We start from the raw sequence: 18,075 nt of genomic DNA, 5'->3' as shown, positions 1-18,075 counted from the left end.
TCACTCCACAATACTAGAAGAATCCTTAATCTCAAAGTCAGCATATTGCCAAGCATCATCAAAATAGGTTTTAATTTTTAAAGTCTCTTTTTCTTTTTTCTGTAGTCTTAGAGAATTATAAAGTCCGATTAAGGCGAAGCCGTTTTTTGGGAGCGTTTGCAAATCTTGTTTGTAGATTTTTTCAGCTTCGGCGTATTTTCCAGCTTTAAGCAAAACTGAGCCTAAATAATGTCTAACGGAGAAAAACCAATCTGGTGGTTCGTTGTAGTTTAATTGATCTTCGATTGCTATTGCTTTGTTTAAAAGAGAAATCGCTTTATCTAAATTATTCTTTTTGGCTTCAACTCCTGCTGAAAGAACGTTGGCAGCAATCTGAACAAGATCATAAGTGGTATTGATATTCCAAATGGTAACCTCTTTTAAGGTTTTATCTTTTGCTAATTGGTTCAGAGAAGCAAGCTGTTTTTCGGCATTGGCGATATCATTTTTCCCAAGATAAGCCATTCCTCTTGCATAATGCCAAATGGCGTTTGGATATACGAGATCCTTTTCAGGTTTCGGAATCTCCATAATTTTATCCCACATCGAAAATTTTACAGCTATGTAATACGGAATGCTATAATAATGCTGTAAAGTTCCCCAACCGGCTTCACGCATGATTTTAGGAGACATATGCTGCTGTAATATCTGTGCCGATTCCCAAGCCAATTTTGAATTTCCTTCTAAAGCCGCTGTAGCCACCAAGAAATGATAATTGTGTGGATAATAGGCAAGAGGATAAGCACCTTGTGCATTACAGGCAGTAGAATACAAACTATCAATTCGAACAGCCTCAATATTAGAAAGTGTGCCTTCATGATAATTTCCTGTGCGAATGTAAATATGAGATGGCATGTGCACCAAATGTCCCGATCCTGGAACTAAAGTTTCTAGTAATTTAGCACTTTTAAGTCCGTTTTCTGGATGTGCTGAAGCTTCAACCGCATGAACCAAAAAATGATGCGCACCTGGATGTTTCGGATTTTTTTTAATCAGTTCGTTTAAAACAGCGAGTATTTCTGGAGTCCATTTTTTAGGTATTCCGGTGTCTTTTTCATACAAATCCCATGGATGGAGATTCATTTGAGATTCCGCGTAAAGCGCACCAATATCTGGATCTAAAGGAAACTGCGTATATACTTTTTTCATCGCTTTGGCATACGCAATGTCGAGCGGTTTTCTATCAGCAGGAGGATTTTTAGCATAACGCGTTAATAATGCATCAATTATAGCCATTTCTTTGGGAGAACATTTCGCAGAAAGCTTTTTAGCTTTTTGAGCCGCATCATAAGCACGCTGAAAATTATCTTCTTCCATTCCGGCATTGTAATTCGGACCTAAAACATAAGCAAATCCCCAATATGCCATAGCACAATTCGGGTCTAAACGCGAAGCTTCATAAAATGACCTTGCTGCTTCGGCGTGATTAAATCCGTACGCCAACATCATTCCCTGATTGAAGTATTCGTGCGCTTCGGGATTATTGGTTGTAATTTTAAAGTTCACACCATCAAGACCTTTAAATTTTGGTGCTTTTTTGTTTTGGGTGTACCAATCTTTATCGTTCGTTTTCGGAATATAACATCCTTGAGAAGCTTTAACTGATTTGGGTTCGGTGTTTTTTTCTTTACAGGAAATAAAAAGAAGAAAAACAGCCATTAAAAAGTAATTATATTTCATTGCAAAATGGATTTGAAATTATATAATCAGTGTAAAAGCTCGAAAGAATAAAAATGATGCTTATAGTATAATAGTTTGATACGGAGAGTATTAAACAAAATTAAATAAAAAAGAAATAGGTTTTGTAAATATTTGTTTTTCAGTGTTTTGCGGTCGGTTTTTGAATTGCTTTAAGCATATAGTTCTCTCGCAGATTTAGCAGATTCAGCAGATTTTTTTAATTATAATATCTGCCAAATCTGCAAGATCTGCGAGAGAAAAAAAACAAAAAAATTAAGGTCTACACTTTTCAGCATAGACCTTAAATTATATGGGAATAAATAATTTATTAGTTTGTTCCGGCAGCAACTTTATCCACCAAAAACAATAATTCACCAGAAATTGGTTTAATCAATTGCATTGGATATAATGTTGGATTGTATTCGCCCGTCGTAACTTCTTTCAAAGCATGAACTTTCTTTTCTCCAAAAGCCACTACTACAATCTTTTCTGCTTTATTGATTATTGGAGCCGTAAGCGTGATGCGATACATTTTTTGTGGAGCCAAATAATAAGCGTCAACCCATTTGGTTTGCTCTTCTAGAACCGCTTCACCAGGGAAAAGAGAAGCCGTATGTCCGTCATCTCCCATACCTAAGAGAATCAAGTCAAATTTACCTTCTTCACCTAAAACTGTTCTAATTGACTTTTCGTATTCAGCAGCATATTCTTCTGGTGTAACTCCGTCTTTGTACATTTCAAAAATGTTCTCTTGCGGAATAGGAACGTGGCTCAATAAAGTGGAGTAAGACATTTTAGCATTGCTCAAATCATCGTTAAGCGGAACCCATCTTTCGTCACCCCAAAAAATATAAACTTTACTCCAGTCTATTTTGTTTTTGTAAGCATTAGAAGCTAATAATTTGTAAATCCCAGCAGGAGAAGAACCCCCTGTAAGTACAGCTGTAAATTGGCCATTTGCAGCTATTGCTTTTTGCGCCGATTCTACAAAAAGATCTGCTGCTGTAGTATTAATTTCTTCTGTGTTATTATAAATCTGTATCATTTAAAACTTCTTCTTTTGTTTGTGTATTCGGAATCCATTTGTGGCCTTGACGTGCTAACAATTCATCAGCTTCTTCAGGTCCCCAGCTTCCTGCTTTGTAATTTGGGAAATTTTTTGGAGGCGTTGTTTTCCAAACTTGCTGAATCGTTTCAATTGCATCCCAAGCTTCTTCCACCTGATCCCAACGCATAAATAGGGTAGGATCTCCCAATAATGCATCTGCAATTAAGGTTTCATAAGCTTCTGGCGACATTGTAGAACAAGAAAAATAATCAAAAACCATTTCTGCAGGTCTTAAAGACATCGATAAGCCTGGTTTTTTGGTCATAAACTGCAGTTTAATGTCCATTGAAGGTTGAATGTTGATAATCAATCGGTTTGGTGTCATACCTTCTTTTCCGTATGAGAATGAAGAATGTGGCACTGGTTTAAACTGAATAATGATCGAAGACTGTTTTTCTTCCATTCTTTTTCCTGAACGCAAGTAGAACGGAATTCCCTGCCATCTCCAGTTGTCCAAATAGATTTTCATTGCTACATAAGTTTCTGTATTAGAATCTGGCGCAATGCCTTTATCTTGACGGTAACCTGGAACAGGAACTCCTTTTATTTCTCCAGCATCATACTGACCTCTTACAATATAATGATCGACTTCTTCTGGTTTAATACGACGAATTGACTTTAAAACATCTGCTTTTCGATTACGAATGTCATCAGCATTTAAAGAAGCAGGCGCTTCCATAGCCGTCATACATAAAATCTGAAACAAGTGATTCTGAATCATGTCTTTCAATGCACCAACACCTTCGTAGAATCCACCGCGTTCTTCAACGCCAACTTCTTCTGCAACGGTAATTTGCACAAAATCAATGAAATTACGGCTCCATAAAGGCTCAAACATTGAGTTTCCAAAACGGAAAGCCAAAATATTCTGAACCGTTTCTTTTCCTAAATAATGATCGATTCTGTAAATCTGCTCTTCTTTGAAAGTCTGCGAAAGCATTTCATTCAACTCAATTGCAGAGGCTTTATCGTAACCAAATGGTTTTTCGATAATAATACGATCTTGTTTCGGATTTGCAGCAAGTCCGATTTTCTTGATGTTGCTTGAAATCGTTGAAATGAAAGAAGGCGTAATCGAAAGATAGAAAAGACGATTAGAACGTTCACCAAAGGCAAGGTCAAAATTGTTTATTTTTTCATTTAATCCAATGTACGACTCTTCTTTATCGATATCAAGACTGTGGTAAGAGATGTGCGAAAGAAATTTTTCTGTTTCTGGATCATCAATTCCTTTTCTTCTTGAGAATAGATTTAGATTTTCTGCTACATAAGCTCGAAAATCTTCATTGGTTTTTTCAGCTCTTCCAAGAGCAATAATCTGAAACTTTTCAGACATACGTCCGTCAAGATACAGATTTTGAAAAGCGGGGAATAGCTTTCTCTTTGCTAGATCTCCAGTTCCACCAAAAATAACAATGATTGTTGGATTCTTTAGTTTATTTTTAGTCATTGTGTAGTTTAGTTGTGTTGTTTTTTTAGTTGTCTTATTCAGCCCATTGGGTATGGAAAACACCTTCTTTGTCGATACGTTCGTAAGTGTGTGCTCCAAAGAAATCACGTTGTGCCTGAATTAAGTTTGTTGGCAGATTTGCAGATCTGTAAGCATCATAATAAGCCAGCGAATTCATTAATCCTGAAACAGGTAATCCTTTTTGAACTGCAAACTGAATTACAGCACGCATTCCTGCTTGATTTTCGGTTAGTTTTGAAGCAATTCCATTATCCAAAAGTAAGTTTGGTAAATCTGATTTTGCAACATAAGCTTTTCTAAAATCTTCTAAAATGGTAGCACGAATGATACATCCGCCGCGCCAGATTTTAGCAACTGTTTCTAAATTTAAGCCGTAGTTGTATTCTTTAGAAGCCGTGTGTAGCTGTGCTAAACCTTGAGCGTAAGTTACTACGATAGAAAAGAACAAAGCTGATTTTAAAGATGCAATTGCTTCGCTTTGAGAAACATTCTTTTCACCAGCGTTCCAAACTAATTTTGTAGCCGCTTCAATTCTTTCTGGTTTAGTTTTAGACATATCGCGCATGTTAACCGCTGCGTCGATTGTCGGAACTGGAACTTGTAAGTCCATTGCATTTTGCGAAGTCCATTTTCCTGTTCCTTTAGATCTTGCCCAATCCGAAATTTTATTGATTAAAAGACCTCCGTCTGTATCTTCTTGTTTTAGGATTTTTCCAGTGATTTCAATCAGGTACGATCTCAAATCATCAGTCTGGTTCCATTCTTCAAAAGTTTTCTGAATCGTTTCGTCGTCTAAGTTATAACCTCTTTTCATTAAGTCATAAATCTCAGAAATCAACTGCATAATTCCGTATTCAATTCCGTTGTGAACCATTTTTACATAGTTTCCAGCAGAACCATTTCCTAAATATTCTACGCAAGGTTCGCCATCTACTTTTGCTGCAATTGCTTCAAAAATAGGACGTAATCTTTCATACGCTTTCTGATCTCCTCCTGGCATCATAGCAGGACCGAAACGAGCACCTTTTTCACCGCCCGAAATTCCCATTCCGAAGAAGTGGATTCCTTTTTCAGACAATTCGATAAATCTTCTGTCAGTATCAGTAAAATAAGTGTTTCCACCATCAATAATAATGTCTCCTTTATCTAAGTGAGGCAATAAACTTGCAATAGCGCTGTCTACTGGTTTTCCAGCAGGAACCAATAACATAATCGCTCTTGGCTGCTGAATAAGCTCTACAAAATGTTTTACATCTGTCGTCGCTTCAATAGTGTGATTAGCATCGGCTTCTTGTTGAAGAGAATTGACTTTTTCGGTGTCTAAGTCTAAACCTGCAGCCGCAAAGTTATGGCTGGCGATATTTAAAAGTAAGTTACGACCCATTACGCCGAGTCCTACAATTCCAAAATCAAATTTGCTCATAGTTTTCAATTAACTAAATTATTAGAAGAAATGTTTTTGCAGCAAAAAGTAAGAGAAAGTATGGTAATTCTTTTTCATTCAATGTTTTGCAGCAAAACAATGGTTATTTTAATCTTACATTTCAAAATGTAGAGCGCTAAGTTAGAGAAAAATGCTGAAAAATAAGGGGTAAAATCGTTCACTTTTGGTCTTTATTGTGATACTTTTTATGTGTAAAAATTACGCTTATTAAGACTATTTTTCAACTAAATCGTTGTAATACTGCTAATGTCAATTGTGAACTACTTTTATTGGAAGCCGTTTACTGTTCGTAAGAAAAAAGAAGTAAAAAAATATAAAAATGTTTATTGAAAATATAGGAATTGAGGTAATTTTGGAAACCCAATCACTGGATCCAAGATTTAATTCATTAAAGTATTATATCCTTTTTATGCCAAGAAACATAAAGTTTGTTTTTACAGCCATCTTTTTAACCCTTACTTCGGGTATCTTTTTTAAAGCAAATGCACAATCGGTACTAGAAAATGAAATTTCTATTCAGGCAGATAAGAAGCCATTAGGCAGTGTTTTGGATTTAGTGGAAGAGAAAGGAAATTTTAGATTTGCTTATTATGGCAAACTAGCTGTAAAAGATAGCGTCGTTAGCATTCATACCGATAATAATACCATAAAAGGAGTTCTAGATCAGTTGTTAGGTGCCAAATATGAATTTAAAGAATCGCCAGGATTTGTTATTGTTCGTTATGCGCCTTTAGAACTTGCTTTAGTGTTAGAAAAAAACACTGTTATGAGTGACGGACAGCAAATTGTTATTGGTTATATTGTAGATACACAAACCAATAATCGTATTGAAAATGTGAGTGTATTAGAGAAGAATGCACTAGTGTCTACATTAACCAATAAAGATGGTTTTTTTGAACTTCGATTAAAAAATGCACCTCAAGCTATAGAACTTACAGCGGTTAAGGAGAATTATAAAACGGTAACGATGGTATTTCTTTCTGAAATTAAAATTCAGATGGGAGACAAAAAAAATAAAACAGATTATATTGATGGAGATTTCTCTGCAATTGAAAGATCAGGAATTGGCCGTTTCTTTATTTCTTCCAAACAAAAAATACAAGCGCTCAATCTAGGAGGATTTATTTCTAAGGTTCCTTTGCAGGCTTCTTTAATTCCGAGTATCAGCACTCGAGGAATGCTGAATACGCAGATTGTCAATAATTTTTCGCTAAATATATTAGGAGGTTATAATGCTGGAGTTCGCGGACTTGAAATGGCAGGACTTTACAACATTAATCGTATGAATGTTGATGCGCTTCAAATAGCCGGAATATTTAATACTGTTGGTGGATCTGTTAACGGAGTTCAGTTAGCCGGAATCTATAATAATGTTTTTGGCAATTTAAGAGGATTGCAAGTAAGCGGTATTCATAATAGTGTAAAAGGTTCGCAAGTCGGTTTGCAAATGGGCGGTATCTACAACAATGTATATAAAGATTCTAAAGGACTTCAAATTGCAGGAATTGGGAATACAGTAAAGGGTTCTCAAAACGGATTACAGCTTTCGGGAATTTACAATATTGGAAAAGATACCGTGCGAGGCGCTCAAATTACAGGTCTTTTTAATTATGCCAAAGAATTAAATGGAGTACAATTTGGATTAGTCAATATAACAGATTCACCGTATGGTTATAGTTTTGGTCTGTTAAACTTTAAAAAAGGCGGATATAAAAAAATCAGCATAACAAGCAACGAAATTTCAGATATAAATCTTGCTGTAAAAACAGGAGATCATAAAATGTATACCATTTTAATGGCGGGAAGAAGCGATAGAAACGATGAAGAAAAACTATTCTCTTTTGGAATCGGATTAGGAAAGAACATTCCGTTAGGGAAACGTTTCACTTTTAATCCCGAATTTAGCACACAGTATCTTTATTTAGGAAATTGGGACATTTATAATTCGTTATCTAAATTTGATTCTTCCTTTTCTTTTCAATTGTGTAAAGGCGTAGCGATATCTGCAGGACCGTCTTTAAATTTTTATTGGTCTGAGAAACAAGATAAAAACGGAAACGTAAATACTTCTACATTCGTTCAGGATCGTACGAAACGCTACACTATAATCAACAATAATAGCAAAGATATTCTCGGATGGATAGGATGGAGTTTTGGATTGACGTTGTTTTAAAAAATGATAAAAAGCCTGTAAACATTAATTTTACAGGCTTTTTTTAAGCTATGTGTTTAAATCCCATTTTTTAAGGATAAATCATCAAAAACATATAAGCAAACAAATTGACTAAAAGTACAACGCCGTAAACGATATTCGATTTTCCTTTGCTAAGAGAAAGCATTACGGTAAAAACAGACAGCGCCAAAAGGACAATAGATTTAATATCAAGCCCTAAAACAATAGGAATTCCCAATAAGATACAAACTAACGCAACAGTTGGGATAGTTAAACCAATACTGGCAAGTGCAGAACCTAAAGCAAGGTTTAAACTCGTTTGCAATCTGTTCTTTTTGGCTGCAATTATCGCTGCGATCGCTTCTGGCAATAAAATGATGATGGCGATTATAACCCCAACCAAAGATTTTGGAAGATTGTGACTTATAATTATAGTTTCAATAGTAGGCGAGAGGGTTTTGGCTAGTAAAACCACAATTCCTAAACTCACTAGTAGAAAAAATAGGCTAGTGTAAAATGTTTTGTTATTAATTTCAATTGGATGTGTTTTAGATTCGTCTTCGTTTGTAGTATTGGTTAGAAAATATTGGCGATATCCTTTGGTTTGCGCAAACAAAAAAGAACCGTAAATAATCAGACAGGCAATCGAAGCAAAAATAAGCTGAGGCGTTGAATAATAAGAACCGTGGACACTTTCTGTAAATGTTGGAAACACTAAAGTGAATACAATAATCGAAATAAGCGAAACCAAACCAATGGTTACCGAAGAAGGAGAGAAATTCTGTTCGTAATGTTTGATGCTTCCAATAAGAAGACACAAGCCTATAATTCCATTTAAGATAAGCATTGTGGCAGCATAAACCGTATCTCTGGCCAAAGAAGCTGCCTCTGAACCTTCAGAAAGCATTAAAGAAACAATAATAGAAACTTCAATTACAGTGATCGAAATAGCCAAAATAATCGTACCATATGGTTCTCCAACACGTTCTGCAATAATTTCTGAATGATGTACAGCCGACATCACACTTAGAATAAGCAGAATACTTGCAACGATTTGAAAAATAGTGCTGTTTTCTATCAGTCCGCTAAATAGGAGCGCCCATGATAGAATAGGAATTATAATGGTCCACTGTAATAATTGTTTCATTTTTTGTAGTTTTTAGAATATAGGACAAAAGAACAGGCGTTCGCCTTTTTTGTAAGATAGAACTTTTATAGCTAAAAATGATTAAAAACTACATTTTTAAGCGCTTTTTAAGTTTATTTGAGCGTTTTTTGACTCAAAAAACAGATTTTGACCAAATAAAATTACAACTTTATTTAAGAATTTTTGAATGATTTCTTTGGTTTCGATTTTCCTAAGCTGTTTAAACTTTGTCAAAGTTTCGAACTTTGACAAAGTTGGCTTCGTGTTTAAACAATTTTATCGATTCTCTATTTTTTCTCTCGCAGATTCAGCTGATAAATCAGATTTTTTTTATTTGTATAATCTGCAAAATCTGCGAGAGAATATTTTAAGAATTTCGAATAATCTCCTTTCGATGCGATTTTCCCCATTTGATCATTTCTTCGATTACAGGACCAAAAGATTTGCAATAAGGCGTCGATTCATATTTGACCTGAATCTCAGCATCGCGATCTTCGGTTCTTTTAATCAGCATGTTCAATTCCATTTCTTTGAGTTCTCGCGAAAGCATGCGTGTCGTAATTCCCGGAATACTGCGTTCAATTTCTCTGAAACGATGATTTCCGTTGCAGATCGAATTGATGATCGGCAAACGCCATTTTCCGCCCAAAACATGCAACGTGTCCTGAAGCGCCTGTACTTCTTCTTTCTGGTTTCTTTCCATTTTGCTTAATTTTTATCAAAGTTTTTCCCCCACGACTCGACCGAAGGGACAGACGAAGTAATTCACGAAGTTTTTCTTTTCAAAGTTTTTCCTCACGAATTATATTGATATTCAATCAATACAATTCGTATAATTAATCACATTTTTAGGCATAGATTATAAAAATAAATTCGTGCATTCGTGGCTATAATTTTTTCCATTGAAGAATCAAATTAATTAGTTTGGTATACTCCATGATAGTGGTTACAAAGTTATACCAATTTGAATTTAAATTTGCTAAATAATTTTTAAATAATCAAAAAGATGGAAAATCTAAAAAATAAAACAGCCGTTATAACAGGCGGAAACAGCGGAATAGGGTATGCAACAGCCAAACAATTAAAAGAGCAAGGCGCAAACGTAATTATTACAGGAAGAAGAAAAGAAGCCATAGAAAAAGCAGCTTTAGAACTAGGCGTTACGGCCATTACAGCAGACCAATCGAATATTTCGGATATCGAAAAACTGGCTGAAAAGGTAAAAGCCGATTTCGGTTCGGTTGATATTTTGTTTATCAATGCGGGAATCGCGGGTTTAGGAACAATTGAACAAACTACAGAAGAATTGTACGACAATATTATGAATGTAAATCTAAAAGGTGCTTTTTTCACTTTAAGCAAATTTATTCCGATTCTGAAAGACGGTGCTTCGGTGGTATTTCTTTCTTCGAATACTGCGAGTATGCCAGGTCCGGGATCTTCAGTTTATTCGGCGAGTAAAACCGCTTTGAATTCGTTTATGAGATCGGCGGCTTTAGAATTAGCGCCAAGAAAGATTCGTGTAAATTCGGTTAGCCCAGGACCAACCAAAACCAAAGTCATGAACAAAGTAGGCTTAGACGAAGCCACTGTAAAAGGGATTATGGATGTCGTAGTAGAAAAAGTCCCGCTAAAACAAATGGGAAGGGCGGAAGATGTCGCTAAAATGGTTTCGCATTTGAGTAGTGAGGCTGCGATTTTTATGACTGGAGCGGATGTTATTATGGATGGTGGGATGAGTTTGGGGTGATATTGGTTCTTTGAATTTGATGAAGATCAATAAAAAAACACTAAAAAGTTGATCAAATATCAGCCGAGCGTAATTTGTAAATAATTATAATAATGAGCTCGATTCATTCGAGCTCATTATAATTTATATTTGTCTAAAACTATTTACCTATAAGATATTATTTCTTCGATTAACATTCTATTATCTTTATCACTTATGCGATTTAATCTTTCATTTAATAAAGTTCTAGCTCTTAACATAGTCATTTGTCTATCATCCCAGCCAAAAAAATCAATTGTGTTATTACCTAATACAGAAGAATTTATTCTATCAAAATAAATTTTATCAGTATCTTGATATAATATTTCTGCATCTGGATTATGTATTAAAGGATGCACTATATTAAATGTACAGAGTTTATAATTATTATTTATTGGCGCAACCACTGTTATTTTTTGCCCTTTTCGGACAGAAGAATTGCAATATGTACATGAATAAAATAGATTTATTGTATTAAAAGTAAATTGAGGGAAATTAGATTTATTTACAAAATGATCTATTTGATTTCCAGTACCTAATAAAAGTCTTTCACAATAGACACAATATGGGTTGTGATGAAATAATAGTTTCCTTGAAATCTCATTTTTTACAGATTTATTAATTTCCGACCAAGTTTTAACTGTAAATTCTCCTTTTTCTCTTTTTAACTTTTTAATCAATTTTTTTGATTTTTTAGACAGAGATATTCGATTGATTATATTAAGCATTTTTAATATATTTTTGAGCTTTTTCAATTATTATATTTAATGGATCTCCTTCACTGATTACTATTGAAGAAAATTTTTGGAGAATTTTTTTTATTTCATTATAATCATTTGAATTGTTATTAATAAGGGATATCATTTTATTTAAATCATATTCTAAAAATGTATTTCTTGTTGATCTAACATTAAAAACACTATACAGTACTTCTTCAGCAGACCAGCAAAATGTATCTGCAAGTAAAAGTTTGGCCTGTATATCGCCAGTTTCATTATCCCTGTTAAGAGCAGTTATAGAAGAACTTTGCCCCTCTAAATCAGACACTATAAAATGAGAATGAGAAGTTAAAATGAAATGGCAGCTTTGGTATTTTGAGAATACTTTTTTTAAGAATGAAATGTATTGCATTTGCCAATTTGGATGTAGGCTAATTTCAGGTTCATCAATAAGAATTAAACAATTATTTTCTATTTTAGAAAATATCCCAATCATTGAAATTATTAAATGAAATTCTCCAGAACTAATGTCACTTAAAGAAAGTACCGAATTATTTTTATTAATAATTATTCCATCAATATTAATTATATCTAAATACTCCAATTGACGAATAATTTCAAATTCTTCTTCACTCAAATTATTATCAAACAAATCTATCGATAAGATTTTTGAAGTTGAACGAGCTTTATGTATTAGCTTATTTTTTGCTACATGATTAAGGTATTCGACAGTATCTGAAATTTTTTTATCATTATTTCGGAAATTGTTATTATAGTGCGGAATACTCCATAAAGGATTGTTTTGATTTCGTTTAGAGTAACTAAAATCATCATGCCACCATTCTTCAAAATATCTTTTAAAATTTGTTTCAATTAATTCACCCGAAAAAAAAAGCTTATTAATTTTTGTACTATAGTTTATTTTTAAGCTTTTTTCAAAACCTAAGAACTCTAATAGTTCTTTTAGGTTATTTTTGAAATCAATGTTACTTGAGCTAGCATTAAATAAATATTTAATAGTTTTTCGTGATGATGATTTTGTACTAGATGTCGAGCTTGTACTTCTAGCTCCTAAATATTGATAAAAATCTTCCGGTTTACTATTTTTAAACAAAAAACGATCAGTTTGCAATATAGAATTTACTATTACATATTTTGGAAACTCTAATTTTTGGAAAGGGATTTTATACTGGTCAAATTTTTTGTTTACAAAAAAGCTATTTTCTATGGTAAATGGACGATTCATATAATACTCATAACTTCTAATTTTTGTTCTGCCATTTGTAATTATAAAACTTGAAATAATTTCATAGTTATTTCCTTCGAGGAAATATCTAAGTTGAAAACTATACGGAAGATTAATTTTTCTGATTTCAGAAGTTTTAAAAATATTAAACTGCATTAATATGTCTGAAATAGTTCTAAGAATAAAACTTTTACCTGTTCCATTTGGACCAATAATAACGGAAGTATATGGTTTTAAATTATTGTTTAATTCTTCAATATCAGAAAGGAATAATTCAATTTCTCCTAATTGAGGATGATCTGTTAACTTTAAATATTCTATTCTAAACATTCTTTTTTAAGATTTTAAATAATTATGTAACTTTTTAGTATTCTTCAGAAAGTTCTTTCGTAGATAGATCAAATGTTTGGAAATAAATTGGAAAATTAAGTTTAGATCTTAAATTTCGAATATATATTTTTGCATCTTCTAAATCTCCAAGTTTTTGAGAAATAACAATTAACTTACTTGCATTGTTATTTTCTGTCCAAAAACAATATTCAAATAATTGACCAATTGCTTCTCTAATAGATGTGCGTGTTGAATTATATGCTTTAATTTCATAAAATATATATTCAGTACCGCTTTTAACTACCATATCAATTCTATTGTTTCCATATCCAGCCTGATGTTCTGTACTGACATTTTCAGATCCGTATTGTTCTTTTAGTTTCATTTTTAAACCGTTGCAAATTGCTTGATGAACATGTGTAACTTCAATTGCTTTTGGTAGTCTATCATAAGTAGAAGAGCTAACTGTACTATCAAGACTATCAGGATTTTCATTTGTTTCTTTATCAGAATTGAAGACAAAATTTTTAGTTATCTTTTTTGGAATTAAATCATCAGTGAAATTTGCGAAAGTATATCGAGATTGTTCATAAATTTTATTTTCTCGTGGTAATTCAAAATATTCACTATTAAACTTAATGTCAAGAGGTGAAAATCGTATATTAAACAAATCAACGCCATTATAGTTAGAAAAACCATTTGCATTTGCTCCACAATTAGATATTTGAGATTCCATTTCTTGATACCATTTCCTTTCAATATAATCAAGTTTAATTTTTTCAGCTTGACTATTATCGATCACTTCTACATTATTAATTTCTCCTATCCAAAATCTTTTTTTACTAATATTGTCAATCGTATATAACCAAACATTATAATTATTACCAATATAGGCTTGTTGTTGTTTCCTAATCGGTTCCAAAAAGCCATAATGATAACCGTCTATTAATTTACTGGTATCAAATAACCACTCTTCATGGCCATAACCAAATTGACCTTCATGAGTATCTACATTCTTACTTTTTCCTTCTGGACCTGATGGCTTTACCCATCCATTTTTATTCCATGTCAATCTAGCAATTCTCTTTTCAATTTTATTTTTTCCAAATTCTATTTTTTCATATGCAATAATTAAGTGGTCAAATGAAGTAAGGACAATATGGATGTCAGAGATATTTATTTCATCTAATTCTTTATTGATAAATTTGCCGATGAATATGAAATTTTCGGCTTGAAACATTAATTCATCGATTGGTTTGACATTATCAAAATACTCACCGAATTTCCCATTCGAATAATACCACATTGAATATCCTTCAAAATAAGTTGGGTTATCTAAAACGAAATTATTAAAACGTTCAATCTTAGGTCTAAATTCTGCCTTTGCATCATGTAATGTTTTGTCTTCTTTTAAAGAAAAAGCAAGACCGTGTCTAAAAACTGAATTCCCTTTAATCCAATCTTGTGCAATATTAAATTGAAATTCCTTTCTTCCGCCTGAATGAAAAGCATAGTTTTCTTTATCTTTTACTGATCTTTCAGAAAATATATGCCATGTATTTGGAGTAATTTTTAAATTTTTGGATCTTATTGTTTGTAATTTTGAAACAGGTCTTTTTTCTTGTAAAGCTATATTACTTATCTTATATGCAATATCTTTTATTGTCATTGTGAAATGTTGTTTCTACTGAAAAATACGACGAATACTAATAACCAGCATCTGCAAGTACGCCATCTAGGTCAGGCATATCGTCATAAGTTTTTCCATTTATAAGTCTTCCAGTTTTCTTTTTATTTGCTCCACCCCATTGTTTAAAGAAAAATCGAACGTCAGCTTTTTTACATTGCTCCATAATATCAAGAGCCCAGTCGGCTTCCATTATTCTAGATTTTGGACCACTTTCACCTCCAACAATTACCCAATCAATCTTTTTAAGATTTAAGTTAGGAAGTGGACCAATCAAGGGTTCGCATGAAAGAAATTTTACGCGAGCTTTTGTTTTTCTTAAATAATCAATTCTATTAATTACTTTATTGTCTTCCACAGAAACTCCCATCCATACATTATGAGGCCATTTACCCTTTAAAACGTTTTTATCAAAATCTAATAAACGTTCAGCACGTTTAGTTAAAATTTGATATACATGTTCTGTATTTTTCATAACTTCAAAAACCTTTAATATAAATTCATTGGAAATTTCTTCATGAAATAAATCGCTCATTGAGTTTACAAAAACGACTTTTCTTTTTTTCCATTTATATGGTTCATTTAATGAATCAGGATGCTCAGTTATTTTAAAAATATTTTCATATTTTTCTACTCCCATCGCATGTAAACGTTTAGCCATTCTTTCTGCATAACAGTTTTTACAACCTTGAGATATTTTATCACATCCAGTTGTTGGGTTCCAAGTTAGTTCTGTCCATTCTATACTAGATTCTGCCATGATTTAATTTTTTAGACTTAAATAAAGTTTTACAGGTTGATCTCTTTTATATTCTTTGTATCCTAAATAAAATGATGATTTTCTCCCAGCGGAACCATCAGGATTATTAGTTACTAAACTTTTATCATCTTGCCACTTTTTCAATATTTGATTTGTATGAGTAGTTAAATGACCATTTCTAAGTGTAAATTCATAGACTTCCTTATTGTTTTTCTTTTGCCCTTTTAGAAATGTGCACAAAGCATCTTCGAATTTCTTTGTATTTGGTTCTTTTTCAATGCAAGAAAACAAATCGTCAGAAGAAGCATTATATTTCCAGCCTCTTCCATCTTCTTCATCTAATTTCCATTTTGCATCTAACATTCTGTCAAAACCATAAATATGACTAGTGAAAAAGAATAAACAGAAAAATTGATTTTTCTCTCTACTAATTACAAAGGTATCAACAAAAAATGAGCTGCCTAAGTATTTCTTAAAAGCCTCTTTTAGATTATCGATAAATTCTAATCCTGTTTTACTTTCAGGCCATTCATTTTCAGGTACTATTTCTGTAATAAAGTCATATAAACTTTCAGGTGTTCCATTTTCACTAAAGCGAAACATAAAATGAGTAGGTAAAAATAAAAGAACTTCTGATTTGCCATTTTCTAATAATGATTTTATGTCACTAATTCTTATTTCTTTATAACCGTATGGATCTATGAATATAAAAGCTTTTTCATTTTTTTTGATGCTTTTTATTCTATTGCTTATCTCAGGGCATAAAACTTGATAATCTTTATTGTCGAAATTAATAAAACCAATTTCGGGATAATGTAATTTATGTTTCTCAATATTACTTTTTAAAGTATTTATTTTTGAAATATCTATATCATTGAATAAGCAATGAAATTTTCCAGACTGTCCATTTCTGTTTTTTGAAGCATAAAAAGCATTTTTAATGGCTTCTAATACAATTATAGGGCTTCCTTTTCCTCCATTTGAATAAATGCCTTCGGCGCAAAATAGATCATAATAGTGAATATCGCCAATAAATTTTGAATTATTAAGAATGTTAAAATACCTTTGAAGATAAGTCTGTAATAGTTTTACTTTGACTTCGGAATGTTCATACATCGTTGTTTGGGATTCTTTCTTTGCCATAATTCACAATAATTAAGATTTAATGCTTGGTTGATAATTAATAAGTTGAAAAACAAAGGTTGTGGATTTAGTAATGTTTTTATTACGGAAAACCATAATTGTAAAAAACATTTCAGCAAGAATAACAATAATCCAAATTCAAGACAATAAGTATTTATACGGTATTTTCAAAAAAAAACAAAACCCTCAATCTTCTTTCAAAGACCAAGGGTTTTAATTTTCTCAAAAAAGCACAAACCTTTTTACTCCAAATCCAGATAAGGATCTAAAATTTCGGCTAGTTCATTGAGCCAATAGAAGCTGTCTCCAAGTTTGGCAGCGTTTAACTGAATGTTTTCTTGATCGTTTAGAACGCCCAATGCGAGGGTTAAATTTACCTGTCTTATAGCTCTCGCCATATCGAGTGGGTCAATTCTGTCGTTGAAGAAATTCATTAGACCGATTTCGGCTTCTTTTGAAAGGGTTTTGGTACTCATAATCTTAACTTTTAGGGAAATATAAAACCCGCGCAGGTTAGGTGTCCTACGCAGTTAAGAACGCGTTGCAGTTGTTTCCAATACCGCCACCATACCACACGGGCAAACTTTTTTTCTATAATCATGTCTTAACTTTTAGGACTGCAAATATATTAAAAAAGAAGTTGGTTTAATAGTATTAAAAGTAGTAAAATTCTTAAATATTTATTTTCCTGATAGCGCACATTTTCCAACCGTGCCCGTAACAATAACACACAACACAAATTATCAAGACAGAAGCTATAAAGAATCATACAGCTTTTATTTTGTATTTAAAATAGAGAACCAAACCGATCTTTGAGTGCACGGATTGTAAATCCGCATCGGGTATGTTTCTTTTAGTAAGAAAAATATAAGTTCCTTTTATTTTAACGCAACTTTTCCATATATGGATTTTCTACGACCTCTAGGATATATTTATTAACTTCTATTATTGTTAACACTTTGGATTTAATTTGATTGCCAGTAATTTTTCCTGTTTTTAAAAATCTTTCAAAAAGTAAATAATATAAACCGATGAAGATTCCAAACAGAAATACTAACAAAAAATTTAATAGGCTAACCTCGTTTTTCTGAATTTTAATATATTCGTCTATTTGTGCAGCGGTTATGTTTGGATATTCATCTAGTCTTGCCGCTAAATATTCTGAGTTACGATCAGCGGCTATCTTTTCAATTGTTTCTATATTGCGATTGTGAATAAAAATAAATTCTCTTCCCGAATTTATATTATTCACATTGTCTCCAAAACTATTAATAAGTAAAATCGATTTTTTCAGTATGTTAAGTTCTCTCTCTGTAATCATTGTTTTATATTAATATCTTTTGCAGGCATGAACATCATG

The 18,075-nt window shown here is 32.5% G+C and carries 15 protein-coding genes; 2 read left to right on the top strand and 13 right to left on the bottom strand.

Annotated elements, in window-relative coordinates; all coding sequences use genetic code 11:
- From LPB248_RS01300 to gndA, 4 genes are all read right to left on the bottom strand, one after another.
- Positions 1-1,719: a tetratricopeptide repeat protein gene (locus LPB248_RS01300; protein WP_177209811.1), complete on the bottom strand. Its 1,719-nt coding sequence runs from the start codon at positions 1,717-1,719 to the stop codon at positions 1-3.
- Positions 1,720-2,047: 328 nt separating this feature from the next.
- Entirely contained in the window at positions 2,048-2,764 is a 717-nt protein-coding gene (gene pgl, locus LPB248_RS01295; protein ID WP_177209810.1) for a 6-phosphogluconolactonase, read from the bottom strand.
- Positions 2,748-4,277 carry a glucose-6-phosphate dehydrogenase gene (gene zwf / locus LPB248_RS01290; RefSeq protein ID WP_177209809.1) on the bottom strand — a complete coding sequence of 510 codons (1,530 nt, stop codon included), beginning with the start codon at positions 4,275-4,277 and terminating at the stop codon, positions 2,748-2,750. The genes pgl and zwf overlap by 17 nt, the downstream gene beginning before the upstream one ends.
- A gap of 34 nt (positions 4,278-4,311) precedes the next feature.
- Positions 4,312-5,721 carry an NADP-dependent phosphogluconate dehydrogenase gene (gndA, locus tag LPB248_RS01285; RefSeq protein ID WP_177209808.1) on the bottom strand — a complete coding sequence of 470 codons (1,410 nt, stop codon included), beginning with the start codon at positions 5,719-5,721 and terminating at the stop codon, positions 4,312-4,314.
- Positions 5,722-6,061: 340 nt separating this feature from the next.
- Here gndA and LPB248_RS01280 point away from each other — a divergent pair, with 340 nt between their 5' ends.
- Positions 6,062-7,915 (top strand): carboxypeptidase-like regulatory domain-containing protein, encoded by a 1,854-nt coding sequence (locus tag LPB248_RS01280; RefSeq protein ID WP_255462983.1) that lies wholly within the window; start codon positions 6,062-6,064, stop codon positions 7,913-7,915.
- A 70-nt stretch (positions 7,916-7,985) separates the two neighbouring features.
- Here the strand turns inward: LPB248_RS01280 and LPB248_RS01275 are convergent, their stop codons facing one another.
- Complete coding sequence (locus tag LPB248_RS01275; protein ID WP_177209807.1) at positions 7,986-9,062, bottom strand: calcium:proton antiporter; 1,077 nt, start codon at positions 9,060-9,062, stop codon at positions 7,986-7,988.
- Positions 9,063-9,429: 367 nt separating this feature from the next.
- On the bottom strand, positions 9,430-9,765 hold the full coding sequence (locus LPB248_RS01270) for a winged helix-turn-helix transcriptional regulator (protein WP_177209806.1): 336 nt from the start codon (positions 9,763-9,765) through the stop codon (positions 9,430-9,432).
- A gap of 303 nt (positions 9,766-10,068) precedes the next feature.
- On the opposite strand from LPB248_RS01270, the gene LPB248_RS01265 reads away from it, so the two are divergent.
- Positions 10,069-10,812, top strand: a complete 744-nt coding sequence (locus tag LPB248_RS01265; RefSeq protein ID WP_177209805.1) for an SDR family oxidoreductase — start codon at positions 10,069-10,071, stop codon at positions 10,810-10,812.
- Positions 10,813-10,955: 143 nt separating this feature from the next.
- Here LPB248_RS01265 and LPB248_RS01260 read toward each other — a convergent pair whose 3' ends face one another.
- The 7 genes from LPB248_RS01260 to LPB248_RS01230 all read right to left on the bottom strand — a co-directional run bounded on the left by LPB248_RS01260 (position 10,956) and on the right by LPB248_RS01230 (position 18,036).
- Positions 10,956-11,558, bottom strand: a complete 603-nt coding sequence (locus tag LPB248_RS01260; RefSeq protein WP_177209804.1) for a hypothetical protein — start codon at positions 11,556-11,558, stop codon at positions 10,956-10,958.
- A complete protein-coding gene (locus LPB248_RS01255) occupies positions 11,551-13,125 on the bottom strand; it encodes an AAA family ATPase (RefSeq protein WP_177209803.1) in 1,575 nt (524 codons plus the stop codon). Before LPB248_RS01255 ends, LPB248_RS01260 begins: the two co-directional genes overlap by 8 nt.
- A 34-nt stretch (positions 13,126-13,159) precedes the next feature.
- Positions 13,160-14,794: a hypothetical protein gene (locus tag LPB248_RS01250; RefSeq protein ID WP_177209802.1), complete on the bottom strand. Its 1,635-nt coding sequence runs from the start codon at positions 14,792-14,794 to the stop codon at positions 13,160-13,162.
- 37 nt (positions 14,795-14,831) lie between these two features.
- Complete coding sequence (locus LPB248_RS01245; RefSeq protein WP_177209801.1) at positions 14,832-15,572, bottom strand: DUF5131 family protein; 741 nt, start codon at positions 15,570-15,572, stop codon at positions 14,832-14,834.
- Between the two features lie 3 nt (positions 15,573-15,575).
- On the bottom strand, positions 15,576-16,715 hold the full coding sequence (tcmP, locus tag LPB248_RS01240) for a three-Cys-motif partner protein TcmP (protein ID WP_177209800.1): 1,140 nt from the start codon (positions 16,713-16,715) through the stop codon (positions 15,576-15,578).
- A gap of 242 nt (positions 16,716-16,957) precedes the next feature.
- Positions 16,958-17,191 carry a hypothetical protein gene (locus tag LPB248_RS01235; protein WP_095931884.1) on the bottom strand — a complete coding sequence of 78 codons (234 nt, stop codon included), beginning with the start codon at positions 17,189-17,191 and terminating at the stop codon, positions 16,958-16,960.
- Between the two features lie 407 nt (positions 17,192-17,598).
- Entirely contained in the window at positions 17,599-18,036 is a 438-nt protein-coding gene (locus LPB248_RS01230) for a hypothetical protein (RefSeq protein ID WP_177209799.1), read from the bottom strand.
- Positions 18,037-18,075: the final 39 nt, after the last annotated feature.

It is taken from the genome of Flavobacterium sp. LPB0248 (genome assembly GCF_013388355.1).
Lineage (GTDB): Bacteria > Bacteroidota > Bacteroidia > Flavobacteriales > Flavobacteriaceae > Flavobacterium.
Note: the sequence above shows the minus strand (reverse complement) of the source record. Positions and strands in the feature narration are given on the sequence as shown.